The organism is Pseudomonas sp. AN3A02 (assembly GCF_011765255.1).
GTDB lineage: Bacteria > Pseudomonadota > Gammaproteobacteria > Pseudomonadales > Pseudomonadaceae > Aquipseudomonas.
The window spans coordinates 1273774-1288781 of sequence record NZ_JAARNI010000001.1; the positions used below are offsets into that span (position 1 = coordinate 1273774).

13 protein-coding genes are annotated in these 15008 nt (G+C 60.9%); 1 reads left to right on the top strand and 12 read right to left on the bottom strand.

All coding sequences use genetic code 11. From position 1 onward, the window contains the following. Positions 1-119: 119 nt before the first annotated feature. From hutH (HBJ59_RS05940) to hutC, 9 genes are all read right to left on the bottom strand, one after another. Positions 120-1658, bottom strand: coding sequence for a histidine ammonia-lyase (hutH, locus tag HBJ59_RS05940; protein WP_143503756.1), 1539 nt, complete (start codon positions 1656-1658; stop codon positions 120-122). 114 nt (positions 1659-1772) lie between these two features. Beyond that, positions 1773-3296: a histidine ammonia-lyase gene (gene hutH, locus HBJ59_RS05945; RefSeq protein WP_167662986.1), complete on the bottom strand. Its 1524-nt coding sequence runs from the start codon at positions 3294-3296 to the stop codon at positions 1773-1775. Between the two features lie 136 nt (positions 3297-3432). Then, positions 3433-4257, bottom strand: coding sequence for a glycine betaine/L-proline ABC transporter ATP-binding protein (locus HBJ59_RS05950; protein WP_167662987.1), 825 nt, complete (start codon positions 4255-4257; stop codon positions 3433-3435). Beyond that, entirely contained in the window at positions 4254-5105 is an 852-nt protein-coding gene (locus HBJ59_RS05955) for a proline/glycine betaine ABC transporter permease (RefSeq protein ID WP_017478193.1), read from the bottom strand. The genes HBJ59_RS05950 and HBJ59_RS05955 overlap by 4 nt, the downstream gene beginning before the upstream one ends. 71 nt (positions 5106-5176) lie before the next feature. After that, entirely contained in the window at positions 5177-6142 is a 966-nt protein-coding gene (locus tag HBJ59_RS05960; RefSeq protein ID WP_076018113.1) for an ABC transporter substrate-binding protein, read from the bottom strand. Positions 6143-6211: 69 nt separating this feature from the next. Beyond that, positions 6212-7669 (bottom strand): cytosine permease, encoded by a 1458-nt coding sequence (locus HBJ59_RS05965; RefSeq protein ID WP_167662988.1) that lies wholly within the window; start codon positions 7667-7669, stop codon positions 6212-6214. 142 nt (positions 7670-7811) lie between these two features. After that, positions 7812-9482: a urocanate hydratase gene (hutU, locus tag HBJ59_RS05970; protein ID WP_167662989.1), complete on the bottom strand. Its 1671-nt coding sequence runs from the start codon at positions 9480-9482 to the stop codon at positions 7812-7814. Between the two features lie 388 nt (positions 9483-9870). Continuing rightward, the gene (locus HBJ59_RS05975; protein WP_167662990.1) at positions 9871-10428 is read right to left on the bottom strand and encodes a HutD family protein; all 558 of its coding nucleotides are present in this window, start codon (positions 10426-10428) and stop codon (positions 9871-9873) included. Next, entirely contained in the window at positions 10425-11135 is a 711-nt protein-coding gene (hutC, locus tag HBJ59_RS05980) for a histidine utilization repressor (protein ID WP_003217980.1), read from the bottom strand. The genes HBJ59_RS05975 and hutC overlap by 4 nt, the downstream gene beginning before the upstream one ends. A gap of 147 nt (positions 11136-11282) precedes the next feature. On the opposite strand from hutC, the gene HBJ59_RS05985 reads away from it, so the two are divergent. Next, positions 11283-12647: a formimidoylglutamate deiminase gene (locus HBJ59_RS05985; protein ID WP_167662991.1), complete on the top strand. Its 1365-nt coding sequence runs from the start codon at positions 11283-11285 to the stop codon at positions 12645-12647. 129 nt (positions 12648-12776) lie between these two features. Here the strand turns inward: HBJ59_RS05985 and HBJ59_RS05990 are convergent, their stop codons facing one another. The 3 genes from HBJ59_RS05990 to HBJ59_RS06000 all read right to left on the bottom strand — a co-directional run bounded on the left by HBJ59_RS05990 (position 12777) and on the right by HBJ59_RS06000 (position 14901). After that, positions 12777-13346, bottom strand: coding sequence for a lipocalin family protein (locus HBJ59_RS05990; RefSeq protein WP_076018118.1), 570 nt, complete (start codon positions 13344-13346; stop codon positions 12777-12779). 32 nt (positions 13347-13378) lie between these two features. Then, positions 13379-13633 (bottom strand): hypothetical protein, encoded by a 255-nt coding sequence (locus tag HBJ59_RS05995; protein ID WP_003217986.1) that lies wholly within the window; start codon positions 13631-13633, stop codon positions 13379-13381. Positions 13634-13890: 257 nt separating this feature from the next. Then, entirely contained in the window at positions 13891-14901 is a 1011-nt protein-coding gene (locus HBJ59_RS06000) for a class 1 fructose-bisphosphatase (protein WP_003217989.1), read from the bottom strand. Between the last annotated feature and the right edge of the window lie 107 nt (positions 14902-15008).

The window sequence follows — 15008 nt, forward strand, 5'->3', positions numbered from 1 at the left end:
CCTATTTGTTTTTATTTTCTGTAGGAGCGAGCTTGCTCGCGAAGGTATTCCAGGCGCATCGCTGCGGTGGATGTACTTTTTTCGCGAGCAAGCTCGCTCCTACAGGGGGCATCCATCCCTTAGAGGCTCGGCAGCAAATTCGCCGACACCAGCTCATTCAGGCAACGCGTCGCCAACAACTCACTGGCGGCATTGATGTCCGGCGCGAAGAACCGGTCCTTCTCATAAAACGCCACTTTGCTGCGCAGGATCCCGCGAGCTTTTTCCAGTGCCGGCGAGGTTTTCAAACCATTGCGCAGGTCCAGGCCCTGGCAGGCCGCCAACCATTCCACCGCCAATACACCACGGGTGTTCTCGGCCATTTCCCACAGGCGTTTGCCCGCAGCCGGCGCCATCGATACGTGGTCTTCCTGGTTCGCCGAAGTCGGCAGGCTATCCACGCTATGGGGATGGGCCAGCGCCTTGTTCTCGCTGGCCAATGCCGCCGCAGTCACCTGGGCGATCATGAAGCCGGAGTTCACGCCGCCGTTGCCCACCAGGAACGGCGGCAGTTGCGACATGTGCTTGTCCATCATCAACGAAATACGACGCTCGCTCAGGGAGCCGATTTCCGCGATGGCCAGCGCCATGTTGTCAGCGGCCATGGCCACCGGTTCCGCATGGAAGTTGCCGCCGGAAATCACGTCACCTTCAGCCGCAAACACCAGCGGGTTATCCGACACCGCATTGGCTTCCACCACCAACACTTCGGCCGCCTGGCGGAACTGGGTCAGGCAGGCGCCCATGACTTGCGGCTGGCAACGCAGGGAGTACGGGTCCTGGACCTTGTCGCAGTTCTCGTGGGATTGGGACACTTCGCTGCTTTCACCCAGCAGGGCGCGATACGCGGCCGCAGAGTCGATTTGGCCACGCTGGCCACGGGCAGCGTGAATGCGTGCGTCGAACGGCGAGCGCGAACCCAACACGGCTTCCACCGTCAGGGCGCCACAGGCCAATGCACCGGCGAACAAGTCTTCACCTTCGAACAGACCACGCAGAGCGTAAGCGGTGGAAACCTGGGTACCGTTGAGCAGCGCAAGGCCTTCCTTCGCCGCCAGGGTCAACGGTGTCAGGCCGGCGACTTTCAGCGCCTCGGTGGCTTCCAGCCATTCACCTTTATAGCGGGCCTTGCCTTCGCCCAGCAGCACCAGCGACATGTGGGCCAATGGCGCGAGGTCACCGGAGGCACCCACCGAACCTTTCAACGGAATGTGCGGGTACACCTCGGCGTTGATCAGGGCGATCAGCGCGTCGATCACCTGCCGGCGAATCCCGGAGAAACCACGGCTCAGGCTGTTGACCTTGAGCACCATGACCAGCCGCACCAGCGCATCGCTGATGGGCTCACCCACGCCAGCGGCGTGGGACAGCACCAGGGAACGCTGAAGGTTTTCCAGGTCTTCGCTGGCGATGCGGGTCGAGGCCAGCAGGCCGAAACCGGTGTTGATGCCGTAGGCGGTGCGGTTCTCGGCGAGAATCTGCTCCACGCAGGCGACACTGGCTTCGATCTGGGCCGAGGCGCTGTCATCCAGGCTGAGGGTCACCGGCTGCTGGTAGATGGCCCGCAGTTGGGCAAGGCTCAGTTGGCCTGGAATCAGGTTTAGCGCAGTCACATTCATGCTCCTTTTGAGAGTGTTGTTAACTACCAGTCGCTCCGGATGCTTCCGTTATCCGCCGCTGTGCTCGTTTAGAGGATCAGTCGGCTTGGCACGCTGGTTATTGTTGGGAAAAGGTCAGTGCAAATTCGGTAGCGTGTGTTGCAGCAAATCGGCGTTCTTGAGCAACGCTGCGGTGGCCGCGATATCCGGCGCCAGCCAACGGTCCTGGTCGTAGGCCGGGACGTGTTCGCGCAGCAAGCGCCAGGCGGCGTCGGTACCGGCGCCGAAGCGTTGCTCCTGGAGAAACTCGAACGCCTGGGACGCCAGCAGGTACTCGATGGCGAGGATCTGGGTGACGTTTTCCAGCACCGAATACAGCTTCAGCGCGGCGTTGGTGCCCATGCTCAGGTGGTCTTCCTGCAGGCCCGAGGTGACAAAGTTGTCGAGCACCGCCGGTTGCGCCAACTGGCGGTTCTGCCCGCACAGCGAGGCGGCGACGTACTGCACGATCATCATCCCGGAGTTGACCCCGGGGTTGCTCACCAGAAACGCCGGCAAGCCACTCACGTGCGGGTTGATCAGACGGTCCAGGCGGCGCTCGGCGATGGAGCCGATTTCCGCCATGGCGATGGCCAACATGTCCGCCGCCAGGGCCACGGACTGCCCGTGAGGGTTGGCCTGGGACACCACGCGGTAGTCGTCCGGCGTGCCGAGCACCAGCGGGTTATCCGTGGCGCCGTTGAGTTCGGTTTCGATCTGCCGAGTCGCATGTTCCAGCTGGTCGCGGGCCGCGCCGTGCACCTGGGGAATCGAACGGATGCTCAGGGCGTCCTGGGTGCGAATGCCTTTGCTGCTGGCGATCACTTCACTGCCGTCCAGCAACGCCCGCAGGTTGATGCCCACTTGCTGCATGCCCGGGTGCGGCTTGAGCGCGATGATTTCTTCGTCGAAGGCGTCGATCTGGCCGCGCTGGCCTTCGAAACTCATGGCACCGATTACGTCGGCCCATTGCAGCAGGCGGTGCGCATCGGCCAGGGCCAGGCAGCTGAGGCCGGTCATGCACGGCGTGCCGTTGACCAGGCACAGCCCGTCCTTGGCACCGAGCACCACCGGCTGCAAACCTTCTTCGGTCAGCGCCTGGTGCGCCGGAACGATACGGCCCCGGTAGCTGACGTCGCCGACGCCGAGCAAGGCGACGCCAATGTGCGCCATGTGGGTCAGGTAACCCACCGAGCCCTGGGACGGCACTTGCGGCGTGATGCCATGGTTGAGCAGGCCCAGCAGCGAATGCACCACCTGCGGATGCAGGCCGGATTTGCCGTGGCTGTAATTGATGATTGCCGCGCAGATAATCGCGCGGGTTTGCTCCACGCTCAGTGGCGCGCCGACGCCGCAGGCATGGCTGAGCAAGGTGTTGCGCGACAGCCGGCTCAGTTGTTCGTCCTTGAGCGACACGTTGCACAAGGCGCCCAGGCCGGTGTTGATGCCGTAGGCGCGCTCGCCGCTGCTGACGATGCGCTGGACGATGGCCTGGGCATTGTCGATGCGAGCCCAGGCCTGGCCCGAGAGCTCGAGGATCGCACCGTGGCGGGCCACGGCTACCACGTCCTGCCAACGCATTGGCGCGTCGGCGATGATGATTTTTTCAGCCTGGGACATCGTTGTACCTTCTTCAATTCTTGTGCAGCCTTACCGGCCTCTTCGCGAGCAAGCCCGCTCCCACATTTGAAATGCATTCCCCTGTGGGAGCGGGCTTGCTCGCGAAGAGGCCAGCCGGCTCACCACAAGATCCGGATCAGACCACCGCAGCACGCCGCTGAACAAACCGGTCCACATACTCATCGGCCGGCGAGTGCAGGATTTCCCGGGGCGTGCCGACCTGGATCAGCTTGCCGTCCTTGAGGATCGCAATGCGGTTGCCGATGCGCACGGCCTCATCGAGGTCGTGAGTGATAAAGACGATGGTCTTGTGCAGGGTCTTTTGCAGCTCCAGCAACTGGTCCTGCATCTCGGCGCGGATCAGCGGGTCGAGGGCGCTGAACGCTTCGTCCATCAGGATGATGTCGGTGTCGGCGGCCAAGGCACGGGCCAGGCCCACTCGCTGACGCATGCCGCCGGACAGCTGGTGCGGGTATTTATTTTCGTAGCCTTTGAGGCCCACGGTTTCGATCCAGTGCAACGCACGCTCGGCGCACACTTGCTTGGTTTCGCCGCGCACTTTCAGGCCATAGGCGACGTTGTCCAGCACGCTCTTGTGGGGCAGCAGGCCGAAGCTCTGGAACACCATGCTGATCTTGTGCCGGCGAAATTGGCGCAGGGCTTCCATGTCCAGTTGCAGGATGTCTTCGCCGTCCACCAGAATCGCGCCGCTGGTGGGGTCGATCAGGCGGTTGAAGTGGCGCACCAGGGTCGACTTGCCGGAACCCGACAGGCCCATGATCACGAAGATCTCGCCGGTGGCGATGCTCAGGGACAGGTCGTTCACACCCACCACGCAACCGGTCTCGGCCAGCACCTGGTCCTTGGTCTTGCCCTGGCCAATCAGCGCCAGCGCCTCCTTGGAACGATTGCCGAAGATCTTGAATACGTTTTTGACTTCAATCTTGCTGACGGTAGTCATTTGCTCGCCTCATGCCGTGGACGACCATAGGCCTGGGTAATGCGGTCGATGACCACTGCGAGAATCACGATCGCCAGACCGGCTTCAAGGCCACGTCCGACGTTAAGCGTCTGGATACCGACCAACACATCTTCACCCAGGCCACGGGCACCGATCATCGAGGCGATCACTACCATCGACAGGGCCATCATGGTGGTCTGGTTGATCCCGGCCATGATGCTCGGCAGGGCCAGCGGCAGTTGCACGCCGAACAGTTGCTGCCAGCGGTTGGCACCGAAGGCGTTGATCGCTTCCATGACTTCGCCGTCTACCTGGCGAATACCCAGGTCGGTCAGGCGAATCAGTGGAGGAGCGGCGTAGATCACCGTGGCGAAAATCGCCGGGACCTTGCCCAGGCCAAACAGCATCAGCACCGGGATCAGGTACACGAAGCTGGGCATGGTTTGCATGATGTCCAGCAGCGGCATCAGCACCGAACGCAGGCGATTGCTACGGGCCGACAATATTCCCAGGGGAATGCCGATCAGCACCGAGATCACCGTGGCCACCATCATCAGCGCCAGGGTTTGCATCAGCTTGTCCCACAGGCCAACGGCGCCCACCAGGAACAGCAAACCGACGATCACCGCTGTAGTGACGACCTTGCGCGTGGCGTGCCAGGCGATGCCGCCGACAATTGCCAGCATCAGCCACCAGGGTGCTGCGCGCAGCACACCTTCAAGATTGACGATGGCCCACAACAGGGTGTCGGAGATGTGCCGGAACACATCGCCGTAGTTGGTCACCAGCGAATCAACCCAGCTGTTGACCCAATCGGCGATGGAAAACGTAAAACTCTCAGGAAACATAGTGTGCTCTCGATCCAGTGGGTTGTGGCCGTGCGTCCGGTTGCCGGCGAGGGCAACCGGAAACGCTCAACCTACAAGGCCGCGTCGATTTTCTTGGCTGCGTCGTCGCTCACCCATGCGTGCCAGACTTCAGGATGTTCCTTGAGGAAAATTTTCGCCAGTTTTGGTGATTCAATTCGCTCTTTGGCCATGCGGCCCAGGTTCTGGTTCAGCAGGTCGATGGGCAGGTTGACCTTTTCCAGCACGGCCACCAACTCCGGGGCTTGCTCGTGGAAGGTCTTGGACAGACCGACCTTGATGCTCACGCTTTTATCCACACCGGGCTTTTCTTCCAGCTTCACCAGGTCGACCTGACCCATCAACGGGGTTGGCGACCAGTAATAGAACAGGATCGGCTCGCCACGCTTGTAGCTCGACAACACCGCCGCATCCAGCGCCGGGCCTGTGCCTGGGCGGAAGTTGGTGTAGGTGCTTTCCAGGCCATAGCTCTTCAGCATCTCGCTGTTGTCCAGCTCACAGGTCCAGCCGGCCGGGCAGTTGTAGAAACGGCCCTTGGACGGCTCTTCCTGGTCCTTGAACACCGAGGCGTATTTGGCCAGGTCGGCGATGCTTTTCAGGTCCGGTGCCTTGGGTTCCAGCTTGCGCTTGGCGTCGCCTTCGATCACGTAGCGCGGCACGTACCAACCTTCGACAGCACCCACCACCGGAGCACCGACACCCACGACTTTGCCGGCCTTCTCAGCCTTGTTCCAGACTTCGCTGCGGCCTACCCACTCCTCGGCGAACACCTGGATGTCATTGCTGCTCAGGGCGTTTTCCATGGTGATGGAGTTACCCGGCAGGCTGTCGGTTTTGCAGTCATAGCCTTTTTCCAGCACGGTTTGCAGGATGTCGGTCAGCAACATGCCGCTTTCCCAGTTCAAACCGGCAAATTTCACCGGCTTGCCGGACTCACACCAACCGGCCGCCTGGGCGCCAGCAGAAGCCAGCAAGCCTGCCGAAAACAAAGTGGCCAACAGGGTCTTATTCATTTTCATTGTTGTGACGCTCCCAATCTTGAAATGGATTACGGCAGTCAGTAGGCATCCTGCCCTGTCCACGTCCCATCAGGCCTGTGCAGCCAGCCCGTTTGTCGTTGGTGCAGCGCCCTGCTCTACCGGCAGGATCAGGTGTTCAGGCGTCGGGCTGTGCCATTTTCTGGCAGCCCAGTAGTACAGCGCAGCCGGCACCACCAGGCCGATGATCCAGGAGATATCGGTGTCGCCGAGGCTGGCGACCAGTGGCCCGGTGTAGAAATGCGTGGAGATGAACGGCATCTGAATCAGCACGCCAAACACGTAGATGCTGATGCCCATCAGGTTCCAGCGACCGTAGCGGCCGTCGGGATTGGACAGCGCCGGGATGTCGTAGCGTTCTTTGGTGATGCAGTAGAAATCCACCAGGTTGATCGCACTCCACGGCGTGAAAAAAGCCAGCAGGAACAGGATGAACGCGGAGAAATCCTTGAGGAACGAATCCTTGCCCAACAACGCCAGCGCAGCGGCAAGCGACACCATGACGAAGATGTACAGCAGGCGCGTGCCACTGCCGATATGTCGGCTGCCACGGAAGCCGCTGATGATCGTCGCGATGGACATGAAGCTGCCGTAGGCATTGAGGGTGGTCACGGTGACCTTGCCGAAGGCGATGCTGAAATACAGCAGCGCCGCGACGATCCCGGTGCCGCCCAGGCCGACGATAAACGACACTTCGTGGTGAGCGAATTGCGAACCGGCCAGGGCCGCCGCGAACACCCCAAACACCATCGAAGCCTGCGCGCCGATCACCGAACCCAGGCCCACGGCCCAGAAGGTTTTCGAGGCTTGCGTGCTGCGCGGCAAATAGCGCGAGTAGTCCGCCACGTAAGGGCCGAACGCAATCTGCCAGGACGCCGACAGGGAAATCGCCAGCAGGAAACTGCTCAGGGAGAAATGCTTGTTGCCCAGCAACGCGCCGATGTCGTTACCGGCCAGCAGCTTGTAGAACAGGTACACGAAGGCAACCACACCCAGCACGCTGGCGATGCGACCGATACCGTGGATCACCCGGTAGCCGAAGATCGTGAACACCATAATCAGCCCCGCGAACAACACGATGCCGACCCAGTCTTCGACATGGAGCAACTGCGCCACCGCCTGCCCCGCCAGCAACGAACCGCTGGCGGAAAACCCGATGTACATGAGGCACACCAACACCAGCGGGATCACCGCGCCATATACGCCAAACTGCACGCGGCTGGAGATCATCTGTGGCAGGCCCAGTTGCGGGCCTTGCGCAGCATGCAGCGCCATGACGCCGCCACCCAGCAGTTGACCGATCAACAGACCGATCAACGACCAGAACACATCACCACCCAGCACCACGGCCAGGGCCCCGGTGACAATCGCGGTGATTTGCAGGTTGGCACCCAACCACAGGGTGAACTGACTCAATAGACGGCCGTGTCTTTCCGCTTCCGGGATGTAGTCGATCGAACGCCTTTCGATCAACGGGGTGGTGCTTGCACGAGCGTCATTTACAGCCATTTATGTTCAACCTCTGATGGATTGTTTTTGGGTGAAACGCAGATCAAATGTGGGAGCGGGCTTGCTCGCGAAAGCGATGGGTCAGCTAACGACTTCGGTGACTGATACACCGCATTCGCGAGCAAGCCCGCTCCCACATTAGTTATTTGATCATCGGGAGGTTGAGGCCCTGCTCTTTGGCGCAGTCGATGGCGATCTGGTAACCCGCATCGGCATGCCGCATCACGCCGGTGGCCGGGTCGTTGTGCAGGACGCGAGCGATTCGCTCGGCCGCTTCGTCCGTACCGTCGCAGACGATCACCATCCCGGAGTGCTGGGAGAAGCCCATGCCGACGCCGCCGCCGTGGTGCAGCGAAACCCAGGTCGCGCCGCTGGCGGTGTTGAGCAAGGCGTTGAGCAGTGGCCAGTCGGACACGGCGTCGGAGCCGTCCTGCATCGATTCGGTTTCACGGTTGGGGCTGGCCACCGAGCCGGAGTCCAGGTGGTCGCGGCCGATCACGACAGGCGCCGACAGCTCGCCGCTGCGCACCATTTCGTTGAACGCCAGGCCGAGCTTGGCGCGCTGGCCCAGGCCAACCCAGCAGATACGTGCCGGCAAGCCCTGGAAGCTGATGCGCTCGCGGGCCATGTCCAGCCAGTTGTGCAGGTGGGCGTCGTCCGGGATCAGCTCTTTGACTTTGGCGTCGGTCTTGTAGATGTCTTGCGGGTCGCCGGACAGTGCCGCCCAGCGGAACGGGCCGATGCCGCGGCAAAACAACGGGCGGATGTAGGCCGGTACGAAACCCGGGAAGTCGAAGGCGTTTTCCACGCCCATTTCTTGCGCCATCTGGCGGATGTTGTTGCCGTAGTCGAAGGTCGGCACGCCCATTTTCTGGAAGTCCAGCATCGCCTGAACGTGCACCGCCATGGATTGCTTGGCGGCCTTGATCACCTCGGCCGGTTCGGTCTTGGCGCGGGCGCGGTATTCGTCCCAGGTCCAGCCAGCCGGCAGGTAGCCGTTGAGCGGGTCGTGGGCGCTGGTCTGGTCGGTGACCATGTCTGGGCGCACGCCGCGCTTGACCAGTTCCGGGAGAATTTCCGCCGCGTTGCCCAGCAGCGCAATGGAGATCGCCTGGCCGGCCTTGGTGTATTTGTCGATGCGCGCCAGGGCGTCGTCGAGGTCGGTGGCTTGCTCGTCGACGTAGCGGCTGCTCAAGCGGAAATCGATGCTGACCTGCTGGCATTCGATGTTCAGCGAGCACGCGCCGGCCAGGGTGGCGGCCAAAGGCTGTGCGCCGCCCATGCCGCCGAGGCCGGCGGTCAGTACCCAGCGGCCCTTGAGGTCATCGTTGTAATGTTGGCGGCCGGCCTCGACGAAGGTTTCGTAGGTGCCTTGGACGATGCCCTGGCTGCCGATGTAGATCCAACTGCCGGCGGTCATCTGGCCGTACATGGCCAGGCCTTTGGCGTCGAGTTCGTTGAAGTGTTCCCAGCTTGCCCAGTGCGGCACCAGGTTGGAGTTGGCGATCAATACGCGCGGGGCGTTGCTGTGGGTCTTGAACACGCCGACGGGTTTGCCGGATTGCACCAGCAAGGTTTCGTCGTCGTTGAGGTTGGTCAGGCTTTCGACGATCTGGTCATAGCATTCCCAGTTGCGCGCGGCACGGCCGATGCCGCCGTACACCACCAGTTCTTTCGGGTTCTCGGCAACCTGTGGGTCGAGGTTGTTCATCAGCATGCGCAGCGGCGCTTCAGTCAGCCAGCTTTTAGCGGTGAGCTTGTTGCCACGGGCAGCGCGGATTTCAACGTCACGGTACTTGGTAGGCTTGGTCACAAAAAATTCCTCAACGATCAATGCGCGAACATGATTGGTGCGAAGAGGATACTCATGGACTCTTACGCACACATCTTTACTTGTACATACAAGCATATGCAATCAAGCGGCCAACTTGGCGGAGGGCAGTTGCAGATTTTTCGCGAACGGGAGCGCAAGCCTTTAAGAACAAGGCTTGGCAGCTTGATGAATTTTCTTGCAGAAGGTTTTTACAGCGAGGGAGGCTCGTTACTCAGGCAGGCTTTTGCGCCATGCTGGGGCATTCGGTAACAAGTTGGTGCGGGAAGTGGGAACAGTTTTTGTAGGAGCGAGCTTGCTCGAAAAAGGTACATTCAACGTAGCAATACGCTTGAAATACCTTCGCGAGCAAGCTCGCTCCTACAGTGGTTTAGCGTGCAGTCAGTTCGATGACGCAGCAACGGCCAGTGATGCTGACGTCCAGCAAGCCAGTGTTACCGTCCAATTGCAGGCAGTCATGACGGTTCAGCCGCTCACCGAGCACCTTCACTTCATCCGCCACGCTGAACACCACTACGGTGTGCGCCGCACTGAAGAAACGCTGCGTACCGTCCATCCACTGCAACCGCGCCTGATAGCGCTGCGGCGAATAGATGAGGTTGAAATCGCGGATCGGCCCACCGATCAAGCGGCAGGACACCTGGCTGTCACCCTTGAACGGGAACGGTTGCAGCGGCAACAAACCACGCTGTTCCTCGCCGTCCACTGTCAGCACCATGCCCGAACCTTGCAGCACGGTGATGATGCGCTGGTACCCGGCAAAGGTTGAGAACCCGCCCGACTCGGCGATATCGGCAATCGACAGGCGCCAGCCGAAACCGTCCAGGCCCTCGCCCGCGTCACGGGTGATTTCTTCAGTGCTGCCGCCGCCGTTTTTCCACGGCATGCGGACGTAATCGGCGGCGCGCCAGACTTTCATCGAACTCATTTACTGAAACGTCCTTCCAGGCTATGACGGGAACCGGGGTGAATCAAACGCGCTGCCGTGACCGGCTGGCGGCCGGACCAGGTACGACGGCGAATCAACAGGCACGGCTCGCTGGTTTCGATTTGCAGCAACTTGCATTCGTCGGCGTCGGCCAGGATCGCTTCGACCACGTGCTCGCCTTCGGTCAGCGGCGCCACCTGGTTGAGGTAGGCATAAGGCGTTTGCTGGGTGAAATCCTGCTGCAGGTATTCCGGCGCGACCAGGGCGTTGACGAAGCGGTCTTCGATTTGCACCGGGATGTCGTTTTCGTAGTGCACGATCAACGAGTGAAACACCCGCCCGCCTTCGCGCATTTCCAGGGCGACGGCGCGCTCGGAACCGGCGGCTTCTTCGCCGAGAGTGATGACTTTGCACGTATGCCGATGACCGCGAGAGGCGATCTCATCGGCAATGTTGTGCACTTCAAACAGCGCCGACTGGCTCTTCGGCTCGGCGACAAATGTGCCCACACCTTGCATGCGCACCAGCAGGCCTTCAGCGGTCAACTCGCGCAGGGCACGGTTGATGGTCATGCGGCTGAAGCCCAGTTGGTTGACCAGTTCGCTTTCCGACGGCACGCGATAATGCGGCGGCCAGTTGCCGTTGAGGATCTGCTGGCTGATCATCTGTTTGACGCGGGCGTACAAGGGCGCCGGACTTTCGTCCATGTGGGCAGCCAGTGGAGACTTGGCGGGCGGAGTCGGCACAGGAAATCCTTGCAGGTGAAAAAGAAGCATAGCTTGCCGGAGTTTACCGAGCAGGCAAACGTCTGTATATGTATATACAAATAAACACACGACCGGGGTGCCTGAATCATGTCCGCTTTCTTTGCCGAACGCGCGCTGCTGCCTAATGGATGGGCCAATGATGTACGTCTTGAAGTCAGCGCCGACGGCCTGCTGACCAAGGTTGAGCCCAACGCCAGTGCAGACGGTGCCGAACGGCTCAGGGGCCCGGTGCTGGCAGGCATGCCGAACCTGCATTCTCACGCGTTCCAGCGGGCGATGGCCGGGCTGGCGGAAGTGGCCGGCAACCCGAATGACAGCTTCTGGACCTGGCGCGACCTGATGTACCGGATGGTTGGCAAGATCAGCCCCGACCAACTGCAGATCATCGCTCGCCAGCTGTACATCGAAATGCTCAAGGCCGGCTACACCTCGGTGGCCGAATTTCACTACGTGCACCACGACGTCAGCGGCCAGCCTTATGCCGACCCTGCGGAGCTGTCCCGGCAAATCAGCCAGGCCGCCGCCAGCAGCGGTATCGGCCTGACATTGCTGCCAGTGCTTTACAGCCATTCCGGTTTTGGCGGCCAGGCACCCAATGAAGGCCAGCGGCGCTTTATCAACAGCACCGAGCATTACCTGAACCTGCAATCACGCCTGCAACCGATTCTGGCTGCGCAACCGGCGCAACAACTCGGCCTGTGCTTCCACTCGCTGCGTGCGGTAACCCCGCAACAAATCAGCGAAGTGTTGGCCGCCAGCGACAAGGCGTGCCCGGTGCATATCCACATCGCCGAGCAGCAGAAGGAAGTCGACGACTGCCTGGCCTGGAGCGGCAAGCGTCCGCTGCAATGGCTGTATGACCATGTTGAAGTGGATCAGCGCTGGTGCCTGGTGCACGCCACCCACGCCAACCCGGAAGAAGTGACGTTAATGGCCAAGAGCCGGGCGATTGCCGGGCTGTGCCTGACCACCGAAGCCAACCTGGGCGACGGGATTTTCCCGGCGGTGGACTTCCTGGCCCAGGGCGGGCGCATGGGGATTGGCTCCGACAGCCATGTATCACTGAGCGTGGTGGAAGAATTGCGCTGGCTGGAATACGGCCAGCGGCTGCGGGACCAGCGGCGCAACCGGCTGTATCGCAGTGATCAGCCGATGGTCGGGCGGACGCTGTTCGATGCCGCGTTGGATGGCGGTGCCGAAGCGCTGGGGCAGCCGATCGGGCGCCTGGAAGTCGGCAAGCGTGCGGACTGGCTGGTGCTGGATGGCAACGATCCGTACCTGGCGACGGCGAACGAAGACGGGATTCTCAATCGCTGGCTGTTTGCCGGTGGTGATCGCCAGGTGCGCGACGTTCTGGTGAACGGGAAGTGGGTGATTCGCGACGGGCATCACGCCGCCGAAGAAGACAGCAGCCGGGCGTTTACCCAGGTCTTGCGGGATTTGCTGGGCTAACAGACGATACATAACAAAATGTGGGAGCGGGCTTGCTCGCGAAAGCGGTGGATCAGTCAACACATCGGTGACTGTCACACCGCCTTCGCGAGCAAGCCCGCTCCCACATTGGATTGGCGCTGTTTTGTATTACTGCGAAGTCTTCGCCATCTGCTTGTCCGACGTACGCCAGATCAAGCGCGTGGTGTCATACCCCTGTTGCCGCGCCCTGCTCAGCAGGTCTTCGCGGGTGTCGGCGCTGACTGTCGGCGTGCGGGACAACAACCACATGTAGCGCCGGCTCGGGCTGCCGACAATGGCGGTCTTGTAGTCATCGCTGACGTACAGCACCCAGTAATCGCCCTTGGCCACGCCCGGCAACAGCGAGGTAAACCAGTTATTGAATTCGACCCACAGCTTGTCGGTCTTGCCGGCGACCTGCGGCGTGGCCGTGCCCTTGGCTTCTTGCCATTCCCACTCAGGCGTCAGGCAGCGGTTGAACACCGACATATTGCCATCGGGCAGCAGCGTGTAGCGGGCTTCGGACTGTGCGCAATTGCGCTGGAAGTACATCGGCAGACGGGCCAACTCATACCAGGTGCCCTGGTAACGCTTGAGGTTGACGCTGCCGACAGTCTTGGGTTGCAGATCATCGCCAGAATGGCTGGCGCAGCCCGCCAAAAACAGGCTGGCGCAGAGGTATAGAACGAAACGCATCATGTTGTTTTTCTCCCGCAGGCTTTCGCCCCGGTTTACTTCAGGCCTTGCCCGGAAAAAATCAGTACTTTGTCACCGGCATATTGCACGCTGATAAAGCTGTTTTTATCGCCCCAGGTGCAACTGGACATACCCAGTGCGCCAGAACAATCAGTCGGCTTACCCAGCAACGACTCCACTTCGGCCTTGGGCATGCCGGCCGACAGTTTTGCGTAATTTTCTTGAGTGACCTTGCTGCAAGCGGCCAGAAGCACGCAAAACGACAACAGGGCGAGACGGCGTAACGACATGGAATAACTCCTGGAGAGACGAAGCAGCTTGGGGGTCTGCCAGAAGCTTAGAAGGGAAAAGGGGTGTCTGGTTCCCGACGAGCGAAAACAAAAAAGCCCCGAAAACGCTGAAACGTTTCGGGGCTCAATCAAGCGAATCAAATCACTGTAGGAGCGAGCTTGCTCGCGAAAAACGTTCAGGCGGCGCGGGCAACCAGGCAGCCCGTGTCATCGTTTACGCTCTTCGCGAGCAAGCTCGCTCCTACAGGTCACCAGGCTTACGCCTTGTGGTAGCCGGTCACACGCTCAACTTCTTCCTTCGAACCCAGGAACACCGCCACGCGCTGGTGCAGGCCTTCAGGCTGGATGTCGAGGATGCGCTGGTGGCCGTCGGTGGACGCACCGCCCGCCTGTTCAACCAGGAACGACATCGGGTTGGCTTCGTACATCAGGCGCAGCTTGCCCGGCTTGGACGGCTCGCGGCTGTCACGTGGGTACATGAACAGGCCACCACGGGTCAGGATGCGGTGCACGTCGGCAACCATCGCCGCTACCCAGCGCATGTTGAAGTTCTTCTTCAACGGGCCTTCTTCGCCTGCCATCAACTCGCCTACATAGCGGGTAACCGGCTCTTCCCAGTGGCGCTGGTTGGACATGTTGATTGCAAATTCCTGGGTGGACGCAGGAATGGTGATGTCTTCGTGGGTGAGCACGAAGCTGCCCATTTCACGGTCCAGGGTGAAGCCTTTGACGCCGTCGCCCAGGGTCAGTACCAGCATGGTCTGCGGGCCGTAGATCGCGTAACCGGCAGCTACCTGCTCGGTGCCTGGCTGCAGGAAGGCCTTTTCGTTCAGGGCTTCGTTCTGGCTCAGGTATTCGTTCGGGCAACGCAGTACCGAGAAGATGGTGCCGACCGGCGCGTTGATGTCGATGTTCGACGAACCGTCCAGCGGGTCGAATACCAGCAGGTACGCGCCTTTCGGGTATTTGCCCGGGATCTGGTAGGCGTTGTCCATTTCTTCGGACGCCATGCCGGCCAGGTGACCGCCCCATTCGTTGGCTTCGAGCAGGATTTCGTTGGAAATCACGTCGAGCTTCTTCTGCACTTCGCCTTGTACGTTTTCAGTGCCCATGCTGCCCAGGACACCACCCAGCGCGCCTTTGGAGACGGCATGGCTGATTTCCTTGCAAGCACGCGCCACCACTTCGATAAGGAAGCGCAGATCGGCAGGCGTGTTGTTGCTGCGGGTCTGCTCGATCAAATAGCGACTCAGGGTAACGCGGGACATGGAAGGCTCCGGAAATTGGGGGCTAAAAACCCGCGCAGTTTAACGCGAGTCGGGGCGTATTTCCTCCTATCAGAGGATTTAAACCCAATAGAGTTCATGGACTTTAT